Origin of the sequence: Shewanella colwelliana, from assembly GCF_001735525.1 — a bacterium.
In the GTDB taxonomy this organism is placed as follows: Bacteria; Pseudomonadota; Gammaproteobacteria; order Enterobacterales; family Shewanellaceae; genus Shewanella; species Shewanella colwelliana.
In genome coordinates, this window is record NZ_MCBT01000016.1 from 29674 (window position 1) to 49218 (window position 19545).

A 19545-nucleotide genomic window follows, 5' to 3' on the forward strand; every position below is an offset into this window, starting at 1 on the left:
TAATGCCCCCGCTTATCTATCACGCCAGCTATTCCCAGCTGGCGTTACCTTCTCAGCACCGCTTTCCAACGAGTAAATACCAACGGCTTTATCAATTTCTGCTTGAGCATAAATTGGCTGATAAAGACGATTTTCACACACCATCTTCGGTCGACATTGAGTTTTTAAAACAGATTCATTGTCCCGATTATGTGGCACAGTTCTTAACAAAAAAGCTCTCACCTCAAGCGATTCGACGCTTAGGTTTTCCGCTAAGCGACGGACTCCTGACACGCAGTTTTCATTCGGTAAGCGGAACCATGCTTGCTTGTGATCTCGCAATGTCTCAAGGCATTGCACTTCAGTTAAGTGGCGGCTACCACCATGCTCATTATCATTTTGGTAGTGGCTACTGTGTCTTTAATGACTTAATTGCCGGGGCTGTACATTCACTCGCCCGCAGTGATATTGAAAAAGTGCTGATCTTCGATTGCGATGTACATCAAGGGGATGGGACCGCGACAATGGCCCAAGCCTACCCTGATATCATTAGCTGTTCAGTCCATTGCCAAGAGAACTTCCCAGCTAGAAAACAGCGGTCAGATCATGATATTGAACTCGAACGAGGTAGCGGTGACGCGCTTTATCTTGAAACGATAACCCAGACTTTGGCCCTTGTTATACGTCTCCACCAGCCTGATCTTATCATCTATGATGCAGGCGTTGATGTGCATCAACAGGATGACTTGGGACATTTAGCGCTTTCAACTCAGGGGATTTTTGAGCGGGACCTATTGGTATTAAGTATGGCAAAAGCTTTAAATATACCAATAGCTTGTGTAATAGGAGGCGGATACAGCAAACAGCCACTAGAATTATCTAAAAGACATGCCCAAGTTTTTATTGCCGCCAATAAATTATGGTAGCAAACTAGATTGTGCTTTAATGATCTGACACCGACCGATTGGAGACAAGCTTATGCAATTAGAAATTCGAAATTATTATGAAGTCTTACTCATGGAAATGTTATCGGACGAAGGTTTAATGGATGAACTGCCAGAAGATTATTTAGCGGATCTCTGTTGCGTAACCCTCAATCAACTCCCCGTTCGTTACATCCGGCACTTGGTCGACACCTACTTTTTTGAAGACTATAACGAACTCAAGCGGATGAAAGAAGAGATACAAACTGCACTGGAAAAATCCAGAGCATTTTTAAAAGCAAACTTACAGAAAGAAGAAAATGCGTAAGGGATCACCTCTAGCATGAAAAATCTATTAGCATTACAGCCAAATAAAAACCGAGATTGAAACTAATATGGGGGAGTTTTAGATAAACTATTTCTCATCGAGTGTACCACCAAGTGTATCACCTGAGGTATTTATGAGATAAGCCTTTGATTAGAATTTAGTTTGGAGGTTACCCTAGAACCACACATTGACTATATAAGCCACATGAGTAACTTGCTGCGGTTGTTCCCTTATAAGCCAATACGTCATATTTTCTGATGAGGTGGTACACAGGAATTGTAAAACTAGGCCGATTTATAGGTTACAGCTGAAAAGGTCAGTTATTTTGTAAAATCAGAGAGCGACTTTGGATTCATAAATAAGAAAGGGGAGTTTTGGAGGTTTCCCTAGAGCCACACCCCGGCACATGAGTCGCCTGCTGCGGTTGCTCCCTTCCGGGCCTGGCCGAGTTCACAGGTTATCATTGCGGGGGGACCCTAGGGTCACCATAGATTCTTAAAGATGTTCTCTTTAAGACGGCGAGCATTATCTACTATGGTGGCTCAGCAATCAAGTGAATATCGTGATGTTACTGATGCTTTGTTGTTAACTGCTGATTCTCTATACAAATGCCCGCTGACGCGGGCATTTAACGATACCTTCAACCACCATTTTTACAACTTTAAACTGGCTCTATTTTGCTCAAGTAGTTTGGGGCCGATCCCCTTAACCTGCGTTAATTCATCCAGGTTTTTAAAGCCACCATGCGCTTTACGATATTCAATAATAGCCTGCGCCTTGCTTTCGCCAACACCTTTAAGTTGAGTTAGCTGTTCAGCGCTAGCAGTATTAATGTTTACCGCCTCCATTTGGGTGAGGGTTTTGGATACTTCAGACTGTGGCGTAACTTTTTCTGCGGCAAGTGCTGGGGCTACCATTAGCGCTGCTGCAACGAGCACGCCAAGAAATGACATTTTCATAATCGTCTCCTTTTAATCCATATTAATAAACATACAGCCAGCAATCCTTTTCCTTGGCCGCATTAAAAACATAGAACAAGTTCAAAAGTTACGCCAATACGTGACCCTCAGCACCGAGCGCCCCGCCACGCAGTGACCAGGATCACGGTAATTGTTTTTCTATTTCTTTCAGAAGATTAGCAATATGAATGATTTTTACGCGCCATGAAAAAAAATATGATCTTTCGCAGTCTGAATTCAGTGATCAACGGCTAAATTCAGCCCTTTTGTTGCATCTAGCACACATTTATAACCGTTCAATTTGGAAAATTTATGACGAAATAAATCATTTTGCAGTGAGTAATTACTGAGCTAGTGTGTCGTGTCAACGAGTATATGGCACTGCTAGCCTCTGCATTAGACTGTCGGAAACCTAACAACGAATTACGCAAAGAAACTGCAAGCGGTAAACCACGTTTAGTCCATATTGCAGTACAGATTATATCTTTGAAACGCAATCAATTAGTCCTGCATGCTCACCCGCTCATTCCGTTGACCCTCTATATAATAACGACAATAAGGACCCTACATGACCTTAGAAAATACTTCGGCTATGCCAGTGAGTGAAACTAACGCATCAACGCAAAACAAGTTACTCATTTTGTTTGCTAATATCGGCTTATTTTTTCTGCTGTATAATTTTTTACCATTTGAATCTGGCGTAAATACTGGACTCTCTATTCTTATCTTTGCCGCAATCCTTTGGTTAACCGAAGCGATCCACATTAGTGTCACGGCAATACTGATCCCTATCATGGGGGTGTTACTCGGGGTTTTTGAAACTAAAACCGCTATGAGTAACTTTGCTAATCCAATCATCTACTTGTTTTTCGGTGGCTTTGTGCTCGCCGCGGCGTTAAATCATCAAGGAATAGATAGACGCATTGCCCATAAAGTTCTCACCGCATCTAAAGGCAAACTCAGCATCGCCTGCATGATGCTATTTGGTATAACGGCGCTGTTATCTATGTGGATCAGCAACACAGCAACGGCCGCCATGATGCTGCCTCTGGCATTAGGCATCTTGCAGCAGTTGGACATTAAGGAGCATCGAAACACCTACCTGTTCATGCTGCTTGGTATTGCATATTCTGCCAACATTGGTGGTATTGGCACCTTGGTCGGGAGTCCACCCAACGCCATTGCTGCCGCGCAGGTTGGTCTAAGCTTTGCCGACTGGCTGGAGTTTGGCTTGATAACGGTTGCACTGATGCTCCCAGCGATGCTCATAGCACTATACCTTTACCTTAAACCAAACCTAAACGTGGTATGCACAATTCCTCAAAGCAAAGAGCAGTTGGGGATGACAGGAAAACTAACCTTAGTGATTTTTATCGCCACAGTAGGCTGTTGGATATTCAGTAAACCGATTTCGGCGGCACTTGGAGGCATAGCACAATTTGATACCATCGTTGCACTAGGCGCTGTCGTGTTGCTTGCTGGCCTTGGGCTAGTGCAGTGGAAAAAGATAGAAAAAACCACAGATTGGGGCGTACTGATTCTTTTCGGTGGTGGCTTAACCCTAAGTGCTATTTTAAAAACAACGGGAACCAGTGTGTTTTTGGCCCATTGGGTTACGGATATTTTTGGCAATACTCATATGGCATTGTTCACCTTTGCGGTGATCTTTTTTGTGGTGATGCTCACCGAATTTGCCAGTAATACAGCTAGCGCAGCCTTACTTGTTCCCGTGTTTGCGGCAATCGCTGAAGCCTTAGGGTTATCACCTATAATGCTATCAGTTTTAATCGGTATCGCTGCCTCTTGTGCGTTTATGCTCCCGGTTGCCACGCCACCAAATGCCATCGTCTATGGTTCTGGCTTTATTAAGCAGTCGGAGATGATGCGGGCGGGGGTGATCATTAACTTCATCAGTATGTTAGTCCTCTACATTATCGCCCATCTATTCTGGACCATCTAAACGTTAAGCGGTCGGTTAACCTCACAACCGACCGCCTTATAACGCTAACTAAATGCCTGCTCTAAATCAGCAATAATATCTTCAACGTCTTCTAAACCCACAGAGATCCGCAGGAGGTTATCACTAATACCGGCAGCATGGCGCTCCTCTGGCGAATAGGGAGAATGGGTCATCGAGGCGGGATGCTGTATCAGAGATTCGGCATCGCCTAAACTCACGGCAATAGTAAACATTTTAAGTCGATTAACAAACCCAACCGCAGCGGCTAAATCGCCATCAAGCTCGAAGGCGATAACCCCGCCAGCACGTCGCATCTGGGTGCCAAGTAGCTTACGCCCAGGATGGTTAGGCAAACCAGGATAATAGACTCGGGAGACCTGACTGTGTGACGCTAAATACTCAGCAATCCGCTCCGCACTATCACAATGGCGCGTTAACCTCACATCCAATGTTTTAAGTCCACGTAAAATTAGCCACGCATCATGAGGTGATAAAACACCGCCAATGTCTTTCAACACTTCATACTTAACCTTATGGATCATCTCATCGCTGCCGCACACGACACCTGCTATCACATCACCATGACCGTTGAGGTATTTGGTTGCACTGTGGATCACCATGTCGATACCAAACTCAAGTGGTCGCTGCAGTAGCGGCGTCATAAAAGTGTTATCGACAATACTCACCAACTGATGTTGTTGCGCTATCTTGGCGATAGCACGGAGATCATAAACGTCCAGATGAGGATTAACCGGTGTTTCACAGAACAAGGCTTTACTGTTGGGTTGAATTGCTTTTTTGATGGCGTCAAGATCGCAAAAATCCACTAACGTGACTTCAATACCAAATTTTTTAAATTGTTCGGTCATTAAGGCGTAAGTGCAGCCGTAGACCGCTTTTGATGCAACCAGGTGGTCACCACAACTCAGGTTAACCAGTAATGCTGCCGAGACGGCGGCCATGCCTGATGCAGTTGCCGCAGCCGATTCACTCCCTTCCAACGCGGCTATTTTGCGCTCAAACTCTGCGGTGGTTGGGTTACCGAGGCGAGTATAGATATACCCCTCTTGTTCTCCAGCGAAGCGCTCTCCCCCTTGCTCTGCACTATCAAACACAAAAGTTGCTGACTGATACAGCGGTGACACTAACGCGCCCTTGTCATTTTTTTGGTGCCCAGCATGAATTACCTTAGTGGCAAGCTTCCATTTTTCTTGCATAACAATCTCCGAGGTCACCGCTCACTGTTATTGTTAGGGTTGAATGAGAGCGGTCTGCTACCTTGAACCGTTTATGACGTTAAGGTAAACCTATTGGCAATAATTAAGCACTAACGAGATGTAAAATCTTTGTTACGGCTGGTGGTTTTACTTAAGGCAGACAAGGAGAAGTCTTTCAGTTCACCGAGCAATGCAGTGTGGATTTTTGTCAACTTCGGCCGAGACTCTGCGTTAAATGCTACGGGTCGGCATAGGGCCATGGTCTGATATCCCAGACGCGCTGTGAGTAAGCCACCACCTAAACCTTGGGCCATTCTTGCCGAAACCTTACCAGACAACTCGAGCGACAAGAGTTGGGTGCCTATATCGGTTACAACCTCACTGGTACCCGCATAAATAATGTTGGTGATCACTGATTTAATTAGCTTAATACGACTCCAATAACCAAGCTCGATACCATAGCAGCGGGCTAACTCACGGATCATCTTTTGGTTACGCCACAAGATGATGGCCATATCCAATACCGCGAGCGGACTTGCCGCTAACAATAATGCTGACTCAGTGGCATAACGGTGGACTAATTTTTTAGCTTTAACATCGATACTGTTTAGCACTGTGGATTCAAATAACAGCACTCTCTCGGCGTCGTTGTGCTCTTCTCTGACATGATGTGCATATTTGCTGGTATCGATATCAGACGGCAATTTGGCTAAAATATTATCAATAAATGGAGTCGCTTCACCGATTTGCATACTCAGTGCTAAGCGCTCACTAACCTGCTGTGCTTCTTCAACGCCTCTAAGACGTTTCAACTGACGCCATTCGCCGTAAACGATATTGCTGACCCACAGCAGAATAATCGAGGTAACACTGGCATACAGACCAAACAGCCACGGACTCTGCTGCCATGCTTGCATCAAAGACAATACGGTCTCACTGATGACCAATGCTATCAGACCGAATAACGTGCCCTTAGCTAGCCAAGACCAGCGGCGCTTCTTGTGCGTTCGCAAACCTTGGACGCCCATATCCGCTCGCTCAGATAACAGCTCTATGTCGCTCTCTGAAATCTCTGCGACGGGTTCAGGCAATAGCTCGTTGCCGTCAAAATGCTCTGCTTCACGCAAAGGTGTAACTTCGGTAACCGTTACATGATCAAAAACTTGTTTCTTCGCTATAGACTGGGTGTGTTTAGTCATTATCTGTCCTAGGCTCCACACTTAGTGGCTTAGTTAAGCTTATCGCCGACAAGGTATTGCAATAGGTGATCAAGTCTAATGTGTTCAAAATGAACATCACCTTGCGTTGACGGTAATTGTGGCGGCGCAAAATTAACAAATTCAAAGCCTTGATCCGTCCAAAATCCGCCTTGAGGTAGTTGCTTTGGTACCTCACCAGGAAACAGTGTGACCGCTTGATTTGTGACCAAATCCCCCCCCTTTACCACCTCAACTTGCTTAGTGCCACTTTGCACCATGCCGTGGGCGGTTGCTTTTATCGCACTGATCGCCATCACTTCTACGTTACAGCCTTCAAATTGCGCATGTTGTTGACTCTGCTTAACAAGCTGTGTCAATAACGACAGAACATTGCCCTGCTGATCTCGGGTGATATGATCAACCTTACTCGCTGCAAACAGTAATTTATCGATGCGTGGTGAAAACAGTCGTTTAAGAATATTTGATTGACCAAAATTAAAGCTTTCCATAATGCCATCAAGTGCACTTTTCATATCTTCAAATTGGGCCTTGCCACGATTAAGTGGCGTAAAACAGTCCACCAATACCACTTGACGATCGAACTTGGCAAAATAATCGCGATAGAAGGGTTTCACCACCTCTGCAACGTAACTTTGATAGCGGCTTTTCAACACATGATAGTAAGACGCCTTGGGGCTTTTTTCTAACTCATCAACCTGCGCATCAATTGTGCCTAACAAGGGGAAAAAAGCCAGAATCGGTGTATCAACAAGCTCACCTGGCAATAACATTCGTCCTGGTTGGGCATTATAGAAACCATGGGTTTCGACACTGTCGACCAACAGCGTTTGATACAGCTTGGCAATATCTTTAAGCGTTTGCTCTTCTGCATTTTCACTCAACGCAATCGACTTACACGCATTAATAAAAGGCTGATAATGCTCACTCAGCGCCAGCATTGATTGTCGCTTAAGCTGCTGTTGCGACCATTGCAGATAAGATAGCTTGAGCATAGGTAAATCAAGCAGCCACTCGCCAGGATAGTCGACAATATCTAAAAACAGTGTGGCACTGTCGGTAAATTTAGCGCGCAACCCTTTGAGAGGTTGATACCGAATAGCTAACCTCAGTTCACTAATGCTGCGGGTCGATGCTGGCCAATGGGGCGTGATATCACCAAGTGCACTCATCGCCGCCTCATAGTCAAAACTGGCTATAGTCATATCGGGTTGCATGGCGCGCTTAACGCCATAGAGTCGTTCGTCACGAGCGACCTGCCACAATGGTAAGGCATTAAGCGAGCCCCCTGCACCACTATGTAATAATTGATTCACTAACCCGGTAATGAATGCGGTTTTGCCGGCACCTGATAAACCTGTTACAGCTAAACGGATATGATTATCGGTAGTGCGTTTAATCAGGGACTGAGAGTGCTGAGAAAGCTGTTTCAATGAGCGGTTAAATGAATTCATAACCTATATCTTAGACGCGTTAAAGGGCGGAATAGACCGCCCATTGAAAGGATTAAAGATTATTGATCTCTCGTTTGAGATCGAAGCTATCAGATGTTACGTGACGCTCAAGGTTTTGCAGTCTCATTTCCAAATGCCTAAATTGACTACTTACATCCCTTAACGCTGCTTTGGCAGGCTCTCCTGCTTGCCAAACCTTTTTCTTAACTTCTATCTCTTTGTGCTGTTGCTTGTTCTTTGCGCTGCCAGGTTTAATATCTAATATCATCCAAAGTAGCACATAGATGATGAAGATAATTCCCGATCCCCCAAGCAAAAATATCGATGCGGCGACCACTCTCACTAACCAGGTTTCAAAGTTGAAGTAGTCTGCTATCCCTGCACATACTCCGGCTATCTTTCCTGACTCGGGGATTCGATATAAGGGTCGTCCGTTAGATTCGCTCATCTCGATTTCTCCATTGTGGGGCCTCGCTATCTAAAATCGCTTCCAATGTTTCAATGCGTAGGGCCATTTTATCTGCTTTGCCGATTAACTCATTGAGCTGAGTAAACTCTTCTTCAGTGAGTCCCTGGCTCACTTGGCGCTTACTACGGTAATGTAGAATTAGCCAGATGGGCGCCACCACTATCATAAAGATAATAATCGGGGCTATTAATAAGTCCATATCCATAACTCACCTCAGAATCGTTGTTATTTAGTTTGCTTTTTTGTTTTGCTTGCGTTGACTTTAGCTTTCAATGCTTCAAGCTCAGCGTTCACTGAATCTTCAGCTTCTAATGCAGCAAACTCATCATTTAGTGTCTTTTGGTTGCCCAAGTCATAAGATTCGACTTGTGACTCTAGCCCTTCAACTCGACGCTCATATTGCTCAAACTTGCTCATAGCATTATCAATTTTACTTGAATCTAGCTGACGCTTAACTTCTAAGCGTGAAGAGGCTGTCTGCTTGCGCATGATAATCGTCTTTTGACGTGCTTTAGCATCGGCTAACTTTTCTTGAAGTAGATTAACTTCCTCTTTCAAGCGATTAATCTGCTCTTCAACAACAACTAGCTCTTGTTCTAGCGTAGCAGCCAATTCACTGGCTTTCTGCTTTTCAAGCAATGCAGCTTTAGCTAAGTCTTCACGATCTTTCGATAAAGCCAATTCCGCTTTATCCTGCCAATCTTGCACTTGCTCTTGCACTTTAGCGATACGACGAAGAATCTCTTTCTTCTCGGCAAGCACTTTGGCTGACGTTGAACGTACTTCAACTAAGGTGTCTTCCATTTCTTGGATGATAAGGCGAACCATTTTTTCTGGATCTTCGGCTTTATCAAGTAATGCGCTGATATTCGAGTTGATGATATCTGCGAAGCGAGAGAAAATTCCCATAATACTGTCCTCTAAATTAACGTTGGTGTCGCAAAGAATAATACATTTAGCGTGCCAACTTTTACTAACCCTTAATATACAGCAACTTAAACAATATTTTAACTTTTACTTTATTTTAATTCCTCAGGAACATATTATTAATTTCACCAATAATTAGCGTGAAAGACTAAAATTTACTGTGGCTACTCAATTTCAGCAAGACAATCTTATTGGTTCATCGAATGCGCTACTTGAAGTGTTAGAACACGTTTCAAAAATTGCGCCTCTCTCTAAACCTGTGCTCATTATCGGTGAGCGCGGTACAGGTAAAGAATTGATCGCCGAGCGTTTACATTACCTTTCTCAGCGGTGGGATCAAAGTTTCATTAAACTAAATTGCTCATCATTAAGCGAAAATTTACTTGAAAGTGAATTATTTGGCCATGATGCTGGCGCATTTACTGGCGCAAGCAAGAAGCATGAAGGCCGTTTTGAGCGTGCCGATGGCGGCACTCTGTTTCTTGATGAACTCGCCAATACCTCAGGGCTTATTCAGGAAAAATTATTACGAGTCATAGAATATGGTGAGTTTGAACGGGTTGGCGGGAGCAAAACGGTACAAACTGACGTTCGACTGGTGTGTGCAGCGAATGAAGATCTGCCCTCTTTAGCTGATGCGGGCGAATTTCGAGCCGATCTACTCGACCGTTTGGCCTTTGATGTGATCACCTTACCGCCACTAAGGCATCGAAAAGAAGATATTATGCCGCTGGCTGAATACTTTGCGATTGGCATGGCAAGGCAACTTAAACATGAACTGTTTGATGGGTTTACCTCAAATGCCGTTGAGCAGCTTATGGAATATAGCTGGCCAGGTAATATTCGTGAGTTGAAAAACGTCGTAGAACGCAGCGTGTACCGTAATACAGACCTTCACGCAGCCATTGATAGCATTGTTATCGACCCATTTTCGTCACCCTATCGCCCCACACAACGCGTAAAAACCAAATCGAGACAGCAACCGCAAGTTGAACATAGCGACACGCCAACATCTCAACCTGACCCAGAATCACAAGCCATCACAGTTCCCAAAGTTGATTTTCCGCTCGACTTCAAAACCCACTGTGAAAGCCAAGAAACCAATTTGCTAAAGCAAGCCTTGGAAGTTGGACAATATAATCAGAAAAAAACCGCTGAATTACTTGGTCTTAGCTATCATCAACTGCGTGGAATTTTGAAAAAGTACAATTTATTGGATAAATAAAGCTGGCTAGGAGTAGATGGTGTTTGCTCCTAGCTCTATAGCACTGTTAAAATGAAACTCTTCATTCAAAAAAATATTACATCTATTGATGAAAGACCTGATAAAGCGTCTCACGTTTGGTTCAACACTTGGATGCACCATAGTGTTGCTGTTATCGGCTTGTGGCCCAACTCGAGTTCCATCCGGTTTAGTCTATTGTTCCGAGGGTAATCCCGAATCCTTTAACCCGCAGCTTGTCACCTCAGGTACAACAGTGGATGCTACGTCGCAGCAACTTTACGATGGCTTACTCGATTATGATGCTAAATTTGGCGAATTGATCCCCTCTCTGGCCACATCTTGGGATATTAGCGACGATGAAAAGGTTTACACGTTTCATTTAAGACAAGGCGTTCAGTTTCATCATTCAGACAGTTTTTCTCCCACCCGTAATTTCAATGCCGACGACGTACTGTTCTCATTTAATCGAATCATAGATAGTACTCATCCCTATCATGACGTGTCTAAGACGGGTTATCCTTTTTTCCAAAGTATCGGTTTTACCGATCTCATCGGAAAAATTGAAAAGGTTTCTGACTACCAAGTGGCTTTTCACTTAAATCGTAAAGATGCTTCTTTCTTGTCAAATTTGGCAACCGGCTTCGCCGTTATCTTATCAAAAGAGTATGCCGATCAACTGACTAAAATGAATGAACAAGCTCAGATAGATAGGCTCGCGATTGGCACAGGTCCATTTAGACTGATTCAATATGTGAAAAACGACTATATTCGCTATTACCGCAATAAAAATTACTGGCGCCTTACCCCAGAGGTTGAGCAAGTCGTTTTTGATATCACGCCTAAAAGCACCACACGTTTAGCAAAATTGATCACCGGGGATTGCAATATTTCGGCCCTCCCTAAAGCGGGTGAGTTACCTGTTGTGATTGATAAAGAAACCTTAGAAGTAGATTCTATTCCCGGTTTTAATGTGGCGTTCTGGGCACTTAATACCGAGCGGATCCCGCTGAATGACGTCAGAGTACGTAGAGCCCTTGCGCACGCAATAGACAAAGAGAATATCCTGCGCGCTGTGTATCAAAAAACTGCAGTAGAGGCTGTGGGAATGCTGCCTCCATTGTCTTGGGCATACTCATCAAACACCAGCATTACTCAATACGACCCTGCTAAAGCTCGGCGTTTACTGGCAGAAGCTGGCGTTACGGATCTGACCATAGATATTTGGGCGATACCCGTCGCCCGAATATATAACCCCAATGCCCATAAGACGGCGGAACTGATCCAAGCGGATTTGGCCAATATTGGCGTAAAAGTTAATATCATCACTTATGACTGGAGTGTGTTTAATCAAAAATTGAGTAAACACAGTTATGACTCGGTATTGATAGGCTGGAACGCCGACAACAGTGATCCTGATAACTTCTTTACCCCAATATTGAGTTGTGCCTCTGTCGAATCAAATAGTAACCGTTCTCGCTGGTGCGACCCTGCATTCGACGCCATTTTAGAATCGGCAAAATCCACGACCGACAAGCTCAAACGTTCCGCCTTTTACCAGCAAGCCGAGCAGCAGATTGCTCAGCAAGTTCCACTCATCCCGTTTGCTCATGCGACACGCTTAGTCGTAAAAAATAAAAATGTGACTCAATCAAAACTAACGCCGTTTGGGGGGATTTCCTTTACCAACACGACCCAAGCAGCAACGACAGCTATAGATGAACGAGGTATACAATAGATGATTCGCTACCTTATTCGACGCTTAAATCTTTTTTTGGCTACCTCACTGATCCTCTTTATTGTGATGTTTATCGCTGTAAGCAAGTTCCCAGTAGATCGCATCGCTGCATTGACTGGCGTTCAACAACCGACAGCACAACAAATAACAAGGATCACTCAAGATTACCGACTCAATGATGGTCAAATCAGTCAGTTTATTGCCTATCTACAACAAAGACTCGATGGCGACCTTGGACTATCGTCAACATCTCAAAATTTGATATTGGATGAATTAACGGCAGTCCTACCAGCGAGTTTTGAATTGGGTTTCTTCGCTGGGCTCATTGCGGTGCTATTTGGTATTCCTCTGGGCGTATTAGCCTCATTAAGTACCAATAAAATCACTCAGCACAGTATTATGGCCATCACGTTGACAGGGTATTCTATTCCGGTTTTCTGGCTAGGATTAACACTTTCACTGTGGTTTGGCGTACAGCTAGGCTGGCTGCCTATCTCAGGCCAAATCAATTTACTTTACGAAATTGATTCCGTTACCGGCTTTTTGCTTATTGATACCTTACTCTCTGATTCTAAGTACGCGTTATCAGCGTTTCTTGATGCATTACAGCACATTATTTTGCCCGCGGTCACCCTTGCCGTGCTGCCATTTACCGTAGTTGTGCGCATTACCCGTAGCGCCATGATGACAATCATGGAAGAAACCTATATCAAGGCAGCAGAAGCTAGGGGGTTACATACATCAACCATAGTAATGCGCCACGCACTGCCCAACGCCTTCATTCCTGTGTTAAAAAACCTTGGCCTGATGCTCGGCGCATTTGCCAGTTATGCCATGGTCGTCGAGGTGATATTTAGCTGGCCAGGTGTTGGCGCCTGGCTGGTATCGGGTATCTACCAGCGCGACTACACTGTGATACAGGGGGGCATTTTATCGGTCGCGCTGCTCATTATCTTTTTAAGTATCTTGATAGAGATTATGCACACCGCCCTAAATCCCATAAGCAGGAAAGAGCTCTATGCCGCAAATTAAGATCTATCAAGAAGATCATATTCCTTCGCCGGCATCCAGAATATGGTCAGCGTTCACCGATAATCCATTTGCCTTTGCAGGGCTTTGGGCTGTGGTGTCGCTGCTGTTGTTAGCCTTGTTTGGGCCGTTTATTGCCCCTTACTCACCAGAACATCAAGATCCCCATGCGCTGCTATTGGCTCCATCATGGGATCCTGCTGGGACAGTCGAACACTTTCTAGGCACGGACGATCTGGGGCGTGATATCTTTAGCCGCCTTTTGCATGGTGCGCACCTCACCTTCGGTATGGCGCTCGGTATCGTCATAACAGCATTATTCTTAGGATTTATCATCGGCTCAATTTCCGGCATGATGAAGGGATTAAAATCCAGCATATTAAGTCACCTACTGGACGCGCTGTTATCAATCCCATCACTATTGATGGCCATTTTGGTGGTAGCGATAACCGGACCTGGGCTGAGTAATGTGTTTTGGGCCGTGGGTATCGCATTGACACCACAGTTTGTTAGGGCAATCCACCAAGCCGTGCATGAAGAGTTACAAAAAGAGTATGTAACCGCTGCGCGTCTGGATGGCGCCAATCCATTGCAGATTTTTTGGTACGTGATATTACCTAACATCTCAGACACCATGATTATTCAAACCACTTTAGGGATCTCAGCGGCGATTTTGGATATTGCCGCATTGGGCTTCCTTAACCTAGGCGCTCAGGCACCGAGTCCTGAATGGGGCGCTATGGTATCCCAAGGCATGGACAACCTATTAACCGCCCCATGGACGGTGACAATTCCTGGAGTGGCAATTCTATGCAGTGTATTAGCGATTAACTTAGTGGGTGATGGGTTGCGCTCAGCCCTATCACCCATTCGAAATTAGTGAGCAAAGCAAATGCCATTATTGGATATTAGAAATCTCACCATCGAACTCGATACGCCGCATGGGCGAGTCAAAGCCCTTGAGCGCGTAAGTTTGACCCTAAATCCTGGAGAGATCCACGGTTTAGTGGGTGAATCGGGCTCTGGACGCACTCTGCTAGCGAAAGCAATTTTGGGCATTCCTGGGCACAACTGGACCGTACAAGCGGATCGCATGATGTGGGATGGACAGAACCTCATGGAGATGAGCGCTAGGCAGCGACGGGCCTTAATGGGATGCGAAATGGCAATGATATTTCAAGATCCCATGAGCAGTTTAGATCCCGCGATATCTGTTGGTGCACAATTAATAGAAGCCATGCCAGAAAACAAAACCATCTCTTGGTGGAAGCGTGCAGCTGATAAGCGAATCAATGCGCAACAGTGGCTACACAAAGTAGGGATAAAAAACACCCAAAAAGTGATGTCTAGCTATGCTTGGGAGTTATCCGACGGTGAATGCCAAAAGGTGATGATAGCGATTGCCGTGGCAAATAAACCAAGGCTACTCATCGCCGATGAGCCGACCAACTCGATGGAGCTGCGTACTCAAGCGCAGATCTTCCGTTTATTAAGTAAGCTCAACCAATTGCAAAACGTGTCAATTTTGCTTATCAGTCATGAACTGGAAACACTCTCTCAATGGTGCGATCGGTTATCAGTGATGTATAGCGGCCAGATAATGGAGTCTGGCCCCACTGCAGATGTTATCGCACAGCCTTATCACCCTTATACTAAGGCTCTGCTGGATAATATCCCAGACTACTCAAATGCCGAACACCATAAAACCATGATGCACACGCTACCAGGCTCAGCACCCGCTTTGCAGCATCTGCCTATTGGTTGCCGGCTGGGGCCGCGTTGCCCACAGGCACAAAAGCACTGCGTTAATCAGCCCAGTTTATGCCACCAAAAAGACCGTTATTTCGCTTGCCACTTCCCTTACCATAATGAGCCATGCCATGACGAGCCCCTTACTAAAAGTTAATCAACTAAGTAAAACCTTCTTCTCGGGCTATAAGGGGTTTAAGCGCCAATATAACCAAGCACTTGAGCCCATATCCTTCGAGTTAAATCGCGGTGAAACCTTAGCGATCGTGGGTGAAACTGGCTCAGGAAAAAGCACCCTAGCAAGAATATTAGTGGGGGCAGAAGAACGCTCTAGCGGTGAAATACTGTTTGAAGGCGAAGTGTTAGAGTCTCGCAATCTAAAGCAACGTTGTAAACTGATTAGAATGATATTCCAAGACCCCAACACCTCATTAAACCCAAGGCTAACCGTGGGTGAATTACTGGATGAACCGCTGCGATTCAATACCAATTTAGATAAACACGCCAGACGAAATCAGGTGGTTGACCGGTTGAAAAAAGTAGGGTTGTTGCCTGAACACGCTGATTTTTATCCCCATATGATCTCAGAAGGGATGAAGCAGCGCGTAGCCGTAGCGCGCGCATTAATGCTAGATCCAAAAATTATTATTGCTGATGAAGCACTGACAGCTTTAGATCTATCCGTACGTTCACAGATCCTGAACCTGCTGCTTAAGCTGCAGCAAGAGATGGGCTTATCCTATATCTTTGTCTCCCATAACATGAACATCATTCGCCACTTTAGCGATAAGATAATGGTGCTTCACCAGGGGAAAATGGTCGAGAAAGCCACCACAGAAAAACTGTTTAATGCACCACAACATGAGTACACCCAGCGGCTCATTCAGGAGCAGACAATGTTTTCATACAAACGCTAAACTGCTCCAACCACTCACGTTAACAACACGAATTGTCAAAAAACATGTGCCATTTCATGCTTGTTTAATTATCCTTATGGCACTTTTTCAAGAGAAGCAGAAACATGATAATCAAACCCAAAACACGTGGCTTTATTTGTACCACCACTCATCCGGTTGGCTGTGAAGCAAATGTACTAGAGCAAATCAACATCACCAAAGCAAATGGTCCAGTCAAAAATGGTCCTAAAAAAGTGTTAGTGATCGGCTCTTCCAGTGGCTATGGTCTATCTTCGCGCATTGCCGCTGCCTTCGGTAGCAATGCTGCAACCCTCGGCGTCTTTTTTGAAAAACCTGGAACAGAGACAAAACCAGGTACAGCGGGTTGGTATAATTCAGCCGCTTTCGATAAGTTCGCTAAACAAGAAGGTTTGTATTCTAAAAGCCTTAACGGCGACGCCTTCAGCCATGAAGCGAAACAAAAAGCGATTGAGTTAATCAAACAAGACCTAGGCCAAGTCGACATGGTGGTTTACTCTTTGGCCTCTCCGGTAAGAAAGCTCCCTGACAGCGGCGAATTAATCCGTTCATCGTTAAAGCCTATCGGTGAAACCTATACCGCAACGGCTGTAGACACCAATAAAGATCTCATTATCGAAACGAGTGTTGAGCCAGCAACAGAGCAAGAGATCCAAGATACAGTCACCGTCATGGGCGGTGAAGATTGGGAGCTTTGGATCAATGCTCTAGCCGATGCAGGCGTATTGGCCCCTAACTGTAAAACTGTTGCCTACAGCTATATTGGTACCGAACTTACTTGGCCTATCTACTGGCATGGTGCGTTAGGTAAAGCCAAGATGGACCTTGATCGCGCAGCTCATGCGCTAAATGACCAGCTTTCGACCACTGGCGGCAGTGCAAACGTTGCCGTACTAAAAAGTGTGGTAACCCAAGCAAGTTCAGCAATTCCAGTTATGCCACTTTACATTGCAATGGTATTTAAGAAAATGCGTGAAGCCGGCCTTCACGAAGGTTGCCAAGAGCAAATCAACCGTATGTTCAATGAACGTCTATTCCGTGCAGACGGCAACGCACCATCGGTCGATGACGCTAACCGTCTTCGTCTAGATGACTGGGAACTTAAAGAAGAGATCCAGCAGCACTGCCGTGATTTATGGCCATCTGTGACCACTGAAAACTTAAGTGAGCTTACTGACTATCGTGAGTATAAAGAAGAATTTCTTAAACTATTTGGCTTTGGCGTCGCATCTGTTGATTATGAAGCAGACGTAAACCCAGCAATTGAGTTTGATGTAGAACAGATTTAACACGCTATCCTATAAAAAAGCCACGATTATTATCGTGGCTTTTTTTATACCCTTGGTATCGCGGCTGTCGCGCGCTCTAACGTGACAAACATGTTTGGCCACCTCATTTTACATCAATCTCAAATGAACAACGTAAGCAGCTGCTTAGCGCTTTGTATGACTCCATGTAGCCGTCACACTAGTAAATAAAACCTTTTAATGCCAATTACCCCATAAAAAAAGCCAGCGAGTTAACCCGCTGGCTTTTTTAACATTAAGCAGTTGAAGTCGCTTATCGATTACTCATCGGCTGGGGTATAAACCACTTCGCCTTTAGATTTCAATAATGCGATTAACGAGCGATAATCGTTCTCGCTATATTGCGAGCTTAAACGCTGCTTCAATGCGTTAACTAAATTCTCGTCAACGCTTTCAGCAGCGTTAACTTTATCAAGCACTATTACCGCATAACCATTGGCTAGCGCAGCGGTGTCGACAACTAAATCGACATCTGGATGCGCCATCTGGAAAGCTTTGTTAACGATAGAGGTATCAATAGCTTGATCAAAGCGTGTTAGCTTGGTCTGCTCAGTAAGTGCAACTGACGTATCGCCCGCTTTTAATGCAGTCATCATAGTCTGTGCATTATCACGAGCAATTTCGTTAGCCTTATCTTGCTTAAGACGTTGAACAATGGAAGCCTTAACATCATCAAATGCCAGTGTACCAGCAGCCGTATGTTTATTCATACGAACAACGATAACGTGGTTAGGACCAAGCTCAATCACATCACTGTTCATACCATCGAGTAGTACGGTATTTGAAAACGCAGCCTTGATCACCTCAGGTGAATCTAATGGCGCAGGAGCACTATCACGAGAAAACTCTGGGCTAGTCTTAACCTGCACACCCACTTCTTGTGCCGCTTCAGCTAGTGTGTCAGGTACCTCATAACTAACATCAGCTAAACGCTGCTGCAAACTATAGAACTGATCAACCGCTTTGTTCTGCATCAGTTGAGCAATAATTTTATCTTTGACGTCAGCAAACGGTGCCGTTGAACCAGCTTGTACATCCAGCAGTTTCACTATGTGATAACCAAAGTTAGTTTTCACAACCGCTGAATATTGGCCTTTATCTAGCGAGAAAAGAGCAGCATCAAATGCTTCGTCCATCACACCTTGTTCAAACCAATCGAGTTGCCCGCCCTGCTCACCACTAAAGGTATCGTCAGAGTCTGACTTGGCTAATGCCGCAAAATCTTCACCTGCCGCTAACTTAGCGTAGATAGCATCAGCTTTAGCTTTGGCCACATCTTCATCATCGCCAAAGTTAACCAGAATATGGCCGGCTAAACGTTTTTCCGGCTGTAAATATTGGGTTTTATTTTCATCGTAATAAGTTTGTGCTTCTTCATCTGATACGACGATAGCACTGGCCATATCCGCAGAATTGAGTTCGACATAGTCAAGCGAGACCGTTTCAGGGCGCACAAACTGAATTTGATTAGCTTGGTAGTAGGTATTGGCTTCTTCATCAGAAACCGTCACTTGCTCAAGCAGCGGAGTCGCATCAACGATGTGGTAACGAATATCACGAGTTTGTCCCTGAATATCGGCTAAATAGTTAGCTTCACCAGGTAATACAAACTCAGAACCAACCAATGAAACAACTAGCTGACGTCGTGTCATATCAGCACGCATCATGTCGCGGAAACTGTTTGCCTGGTAGCCTAATTGGCGAATAAGCGCTAAATAGCGATCATTGTCGAAACGGCCATCGGTTTGGAAAGCAGGCTCGTTCATGATGGCATTTTTTATCTGCTCATCAGAAACCGTTAGCCCTAGGTTTGCGGCACTTTGATCAACCAGCTTGTCAGCAATCAAACGCTCTAAAACACTTTGTTTAACGCTAGCTAAATAAGTGTCGTTACCCGCCAAAGCATCGTACATTTCACCGAGTTGCTGCTCTAATCGAGCACGCTCGCTTTGATAGGCTTGCTCTAACGCTGCTTTACTGATCTCTTCACCATTAACCGTGGCGGCAGTTGGCTCAGAAGATGAACCTAAATAGCTACTTACACCAGTAAATGCAAAGGATAGTATTACAAGAACAAGAATGCTTTTTGCAATCACGCCTTGTGAGCCTTCGCGAATCTTTTCTAACATCAG

18 protein-coding genes and 1 other RNA gene are annotated in these 19545 nt (G+C 44.8%); 10 read left to right on the forward strand and 9 right to left on the reverse strand.

Annotated features, from left to right (window positions below):
• Positions 1–2: 2 nt before the first annotated feature.
• Positions 3–905: a histone deacetylase family protein gene (locus BEL05_RS06470; RefSeq protein WP_069670655.1), complete on the forward strand. Its 903-nt coding sequence runs from the start codon at positions 3–5 to the stop codon at positions 903–905.
• A gap of 52 nt (positions 906–957) precedes the next feature.
• A complete protein-coding gene (locus tag BEL05_RS06475; RefSeq protein WP_028765527.1) occupies positions 958–1230 on the forward strand; it encodes a late competence development ComFB family protein in 273 nt (90 codons plus the stop codon).
• A 383-nt stretch (positions 1231–1613) separates the two neighbouring features.
• Here BEL05_RS06475 and ffs read toward each other — a convergent pair.
• Positions 1614–1710: signal recognition particle sRNA small type (ffs, locus tag BEL05_RS06480), an RNA gene on the reverse strand.
• Positions 1711–1883: 173 nt separating this feature from the next.
• Positions 1884–2189 (reverse strand): ComEA family DNA-binding protein, encoded by a 306-nt coding sequence (locus BEL05_RS06485; protein WP_028765526.1) that lies wholly within the window; start codon positions 2187–2189, stop codon positions 1884–1886.
• Between the two features lie 568 nt (positions 2190–2757).
• On the opposite strand from BEL05_RS06485, the gene BEL05_RS06490 reads away from it, so the two are divergent.
• Positions 2758–4149 (forward strand): SLC13 family permease, encoded by a 1392-nt coding sequence (locus BEL05_RS06490; protein ID WP_069670656.1) that lies wholly within the window; start codon positions 2758–2760, stop codon positions 4147–4149.
• 44 nt (positions 4150–4193) lie between these two features.
• On the opposite strand, the gene megL is transcribed toward BEL05_RS06490, so the two are convergent.
• The 6 genes from megL to pspA form a co-directional block, all read right to left on the reverse strand.
• A complete protein-coding gene (megL, locus tag BEL05_RS06495) occupies positions 4194–5366 on the reverse strand; it encodes a methionine gamma-lyase (RefSeq protein ID WP_069670657.1) in 1173 nt (390 codons plus the stop codon).
• A gap of 110 nt (positions 5367–5476) precedes the next feature.
• Positions 5477–6565: a YcjF family protein gene (locus BEL05_RS06500; protein ID WP_069670658.1), complete on the reverse strand. Its 1089-nt coding sequence runs from the start codon at positions 6563–6565 to the stop codon at positions 5477–5479.
• Positions 6566–6594: 29 nt separating this feature from the next.
• Positions 6595–8037: a YcjX family GTP-binding protein gene (locus tag BEL05_RS06505; protein WP_069670659.1), complete on the reverse strand. Its 1443-nt coding sequence runs from the start codon at positions 8035–8037 to the stop codon at positions 6595–6597.
• Positions 8038–8089: 52 nt separating this feature from the next.
• Complete coding sequence (gene pspC, locus BEL05_RS06510; RefSeq protein ID WP_028765521.1) at positions 8090–8485, reverse strand: envelope stress response membrane protein PspC; 396 nt, start codon at positions 8483–8485, stop codon at positions 8090–8092.
• On the reverse strand, positions 8472–8711 hold the full coding sequence (gene pspB, locus BEL05_RS06515) for an envelope stress response membrane protein PspB (RefSeq protein ID WP_028765520.1): 240 nt from the start codon (positions 8709–8711) through the stop codon (positions 8472–8474). Before pspB ends, pspC begins: the two co-directional genes overlap by 14 nt.
• A 20-nt stretch (positions 8712–8731) precedes the next feature.
• A complete protein-coding gene (gene pspA, locus BEL05_RS06520; protein ID WP_028765519.1) occupies positions 8732–9415 on the reverse strand; it encodes a phage shock protein PspA in 684 nt (227 codons plus the stop codon).
• Positions 9416–9593: 178 nt separating this feature from the next.
• Between pspA and pspF the strand changes: the two genes are divergently transcribed.
• The 7 genes from pspF to fabV all read left to right on the forward strand — a co-directional run bounded on the left by pspF (position 9594) and on the right by fabV (position 17395).
• The gene (pspF, locus tag BEL05_RS06525; RefSeq protein WP_028765518.1) at positions 9594–10658 is read left to right on the forward strand and encodes a phage shock protein operon transcriptional activator; all 1065 of its coding nucleotides are present in this window, start codon (positions 9594–9596) and stop codon (positions 10656–10658) included.
• 88 nt (positions 10659–10746) lie between these two features.
• Positions 10747–12393: an ABC transporter substrate-binding protein gene (locus BEL05_RS06530; protein WP_051413220.1), complete on the forward strand. Its 1647-nt coding sequence runs from the start codon at positions 10747–10749 to the stop codon at positions 12391–12393.
• The gene (locus BEL05_RS06535) at positions 12394–13425 is read left to right on the forward strand and encodes an ABC transporter permease (protein ID WP_028765517.1); all 1032 of its coding nucleotides are present in this window, start codon (positions 12394–12396) and stop codon (positions 13423–13425) included.
• On the forward strand, positions 13412–14302 hold the full coding sequence (locus BEL05_RS06540; protein ID WP_028765516.1) for an ABC transporter permease subunit: 891 nt from the start codon (positions 13412–13414) through the stop codon (positions 14300–14302). Before BEL05_RS06535 ends, BEL05_RS06540 begins: the two co-directional genes overlap by 14 nt.
• 12 nt (positions 14303–14314) lie before the next feature.
• Positions 14315–15328, forward strand: a complete 1014-nt coding sequence (locus BEL05_RS06545) for a peptide ABC transporter ATP-binding protein (RefSeq protein WP_028765515.1) — start codon at positions 14315–14317, stop codon at positions 15326–15328.
• On the forward strand, positions 15303–16088 hold the full coding sequence (locus BEL05_RS06550; protein WP_069670660.1) for a peptide ABC transporter ATP-binding protein: 786 nt from the start codon (positions 15303–15305) through the stop codon (positions 16086–16088). Before BEL05_RS06545 ends, BEL05_RS06550 begins: the two co-directional genes overlap by 26 nt.
• 104 nt (positions 16089–16192) lie before the next feature.
• Entirely contained in the window at positions 16193–17395 is a 1203-nt protein-coding gene (gene fabV / locus BEL05_RS06555; protein WP_069670661.1) for an enoyl-ACP reductase FabV, read from the forward strand.
• 278 nt (positions 17396–17673) lie between these two features.
• On the opposite strand, the gene BEL05_RS06560 is transcribed toward fabV, so the two are convergent.
• On the reverse strand, positions 17674–19542 hold the full coding sequence (locus BEL05_RS06560) for a SurA N-terminal domain-containing protein (protein ID WP_028765513.1): 1869 nt from the start codon (positions 19540–19542) through the stop codon (positions 17674–17676).
• Between the last annotated feature and the right edge of the window lie 3 nt (positions 19543–19545).

Bases quoted from the DNA above. Each gene is read 5' to 3' on its own strand.
- BEL05_RS06470 (WP_069670655.1), top strand. From the start codon at position 3: ATGCCCCCGCTTATCTATCACGCCAGCTATTCCCAGCTGGCGTTACCT.
- BEL05_RS06475 (WP_028765527.1), top strand. From the start codon at position 958: ATGCAATTAGAAATTCGAAATTATTATGAAGTCTTACTCATGGAAATG.
- BEL05_RS06485 (WP_028765526.1), bottom strand. From the start codon at position 2,189: ATGAAAATGTCATTTCTTGGCGTGCTCGTTGCAGCAGCGCTAATGGTA.
- BEL05_RS06490 (WP_069670656.1), top strand. From the start codon at position 2,758: ATGACCTTAGAAAATACTTCGGCTATGCCAGTGAGTGAAACTAACGCA.
- megL (WP_069670657.1), bottom strand. From the start codon at position 5,366: ATGCAAGAAAAATGGAAGCTTGCCACTAAGGTAATTCATGCTGGGCAC.
- BEL05_RS06500 (WP_069670658.1), bottom strand. From the start codon at position 6,565: ATGACTAAACACACCCAGTCTATAGCGAAGAAACAAGTTTTTGATCAT.
- BEL05_RS06505 (WP_069670659.1), bottom strand. From the start codon at position 8,037: ATGAATTCATTTAACCGCTCATTGAAACAGCTTTCTCAGCACTCTCAG.
- pspC (WP_028765521.1), bottom strand. From the start codon at position 8,485: ATGAGCGAATCTAACGGACGACCCTTATATCGAATCCCCGAGTCAGGA.
- pspB (WP_028765520.1), bottom strand. From the start codon at position 8,711: ATGGATATGGACTTATTAATAGCCCCGATTATTATCTTTATGATAGTG.
- pspA (WP_028765519.1), bottom strand. From the start codon at position 9,415: ATGGGAATTTTCTCTCGCTTCGCAGATATCATCAACTCGAATATCAGC.
- BEL05_RS06530 (WP_051413220.1), top strand. From the start codon at position 10,747: ATGAAAGACCTGATAAAGCGTCTCACGTTTGGTTCAACACTTGGATGC.
- BEL05_RS06535 (WP_028765517.1), top strand. From the start codon at position 12,394: ATGATTCGCTACCTTATTCGACGCTTAAATCTTTTTTTGGCTACCTCA.
- BEL05_RS06540 (WP_028765516.1), top strand. From the start codon at position 13,412: ATGCCGCAAATTAAGATCTATCAAGAAGATCATATTCCTTCGCCGGCA.
- BEL05_RS06545 (WP_028765515.1), top strand. From the start codon at position 14,315: ATGCCATTATTGGATATTAGAAATCTCACCATCGAACTCGATACGCCG.
- BEL05_RS06550 (WP_069670660.1), top strand. From the start codon at position 15,303: ATGACGAGCCCCTTACTAAAAGTTAATCAACTAAGTAAAACCTTCTTC.
- fabV (WP_069670661.1), top strand. From the start codon at position 16,193: ATGATAATCAAACCCAAAACACGTGGCTTTATTTGTACCACCACTCAT.
- BEL05_RS06560 (WP_028765513.1), bottom strand. From the start codon at position 19,542: ATGTTAGAAAAGATTCGCGAAGGCTCACAAGGCGTGATTGCAAAAAGC.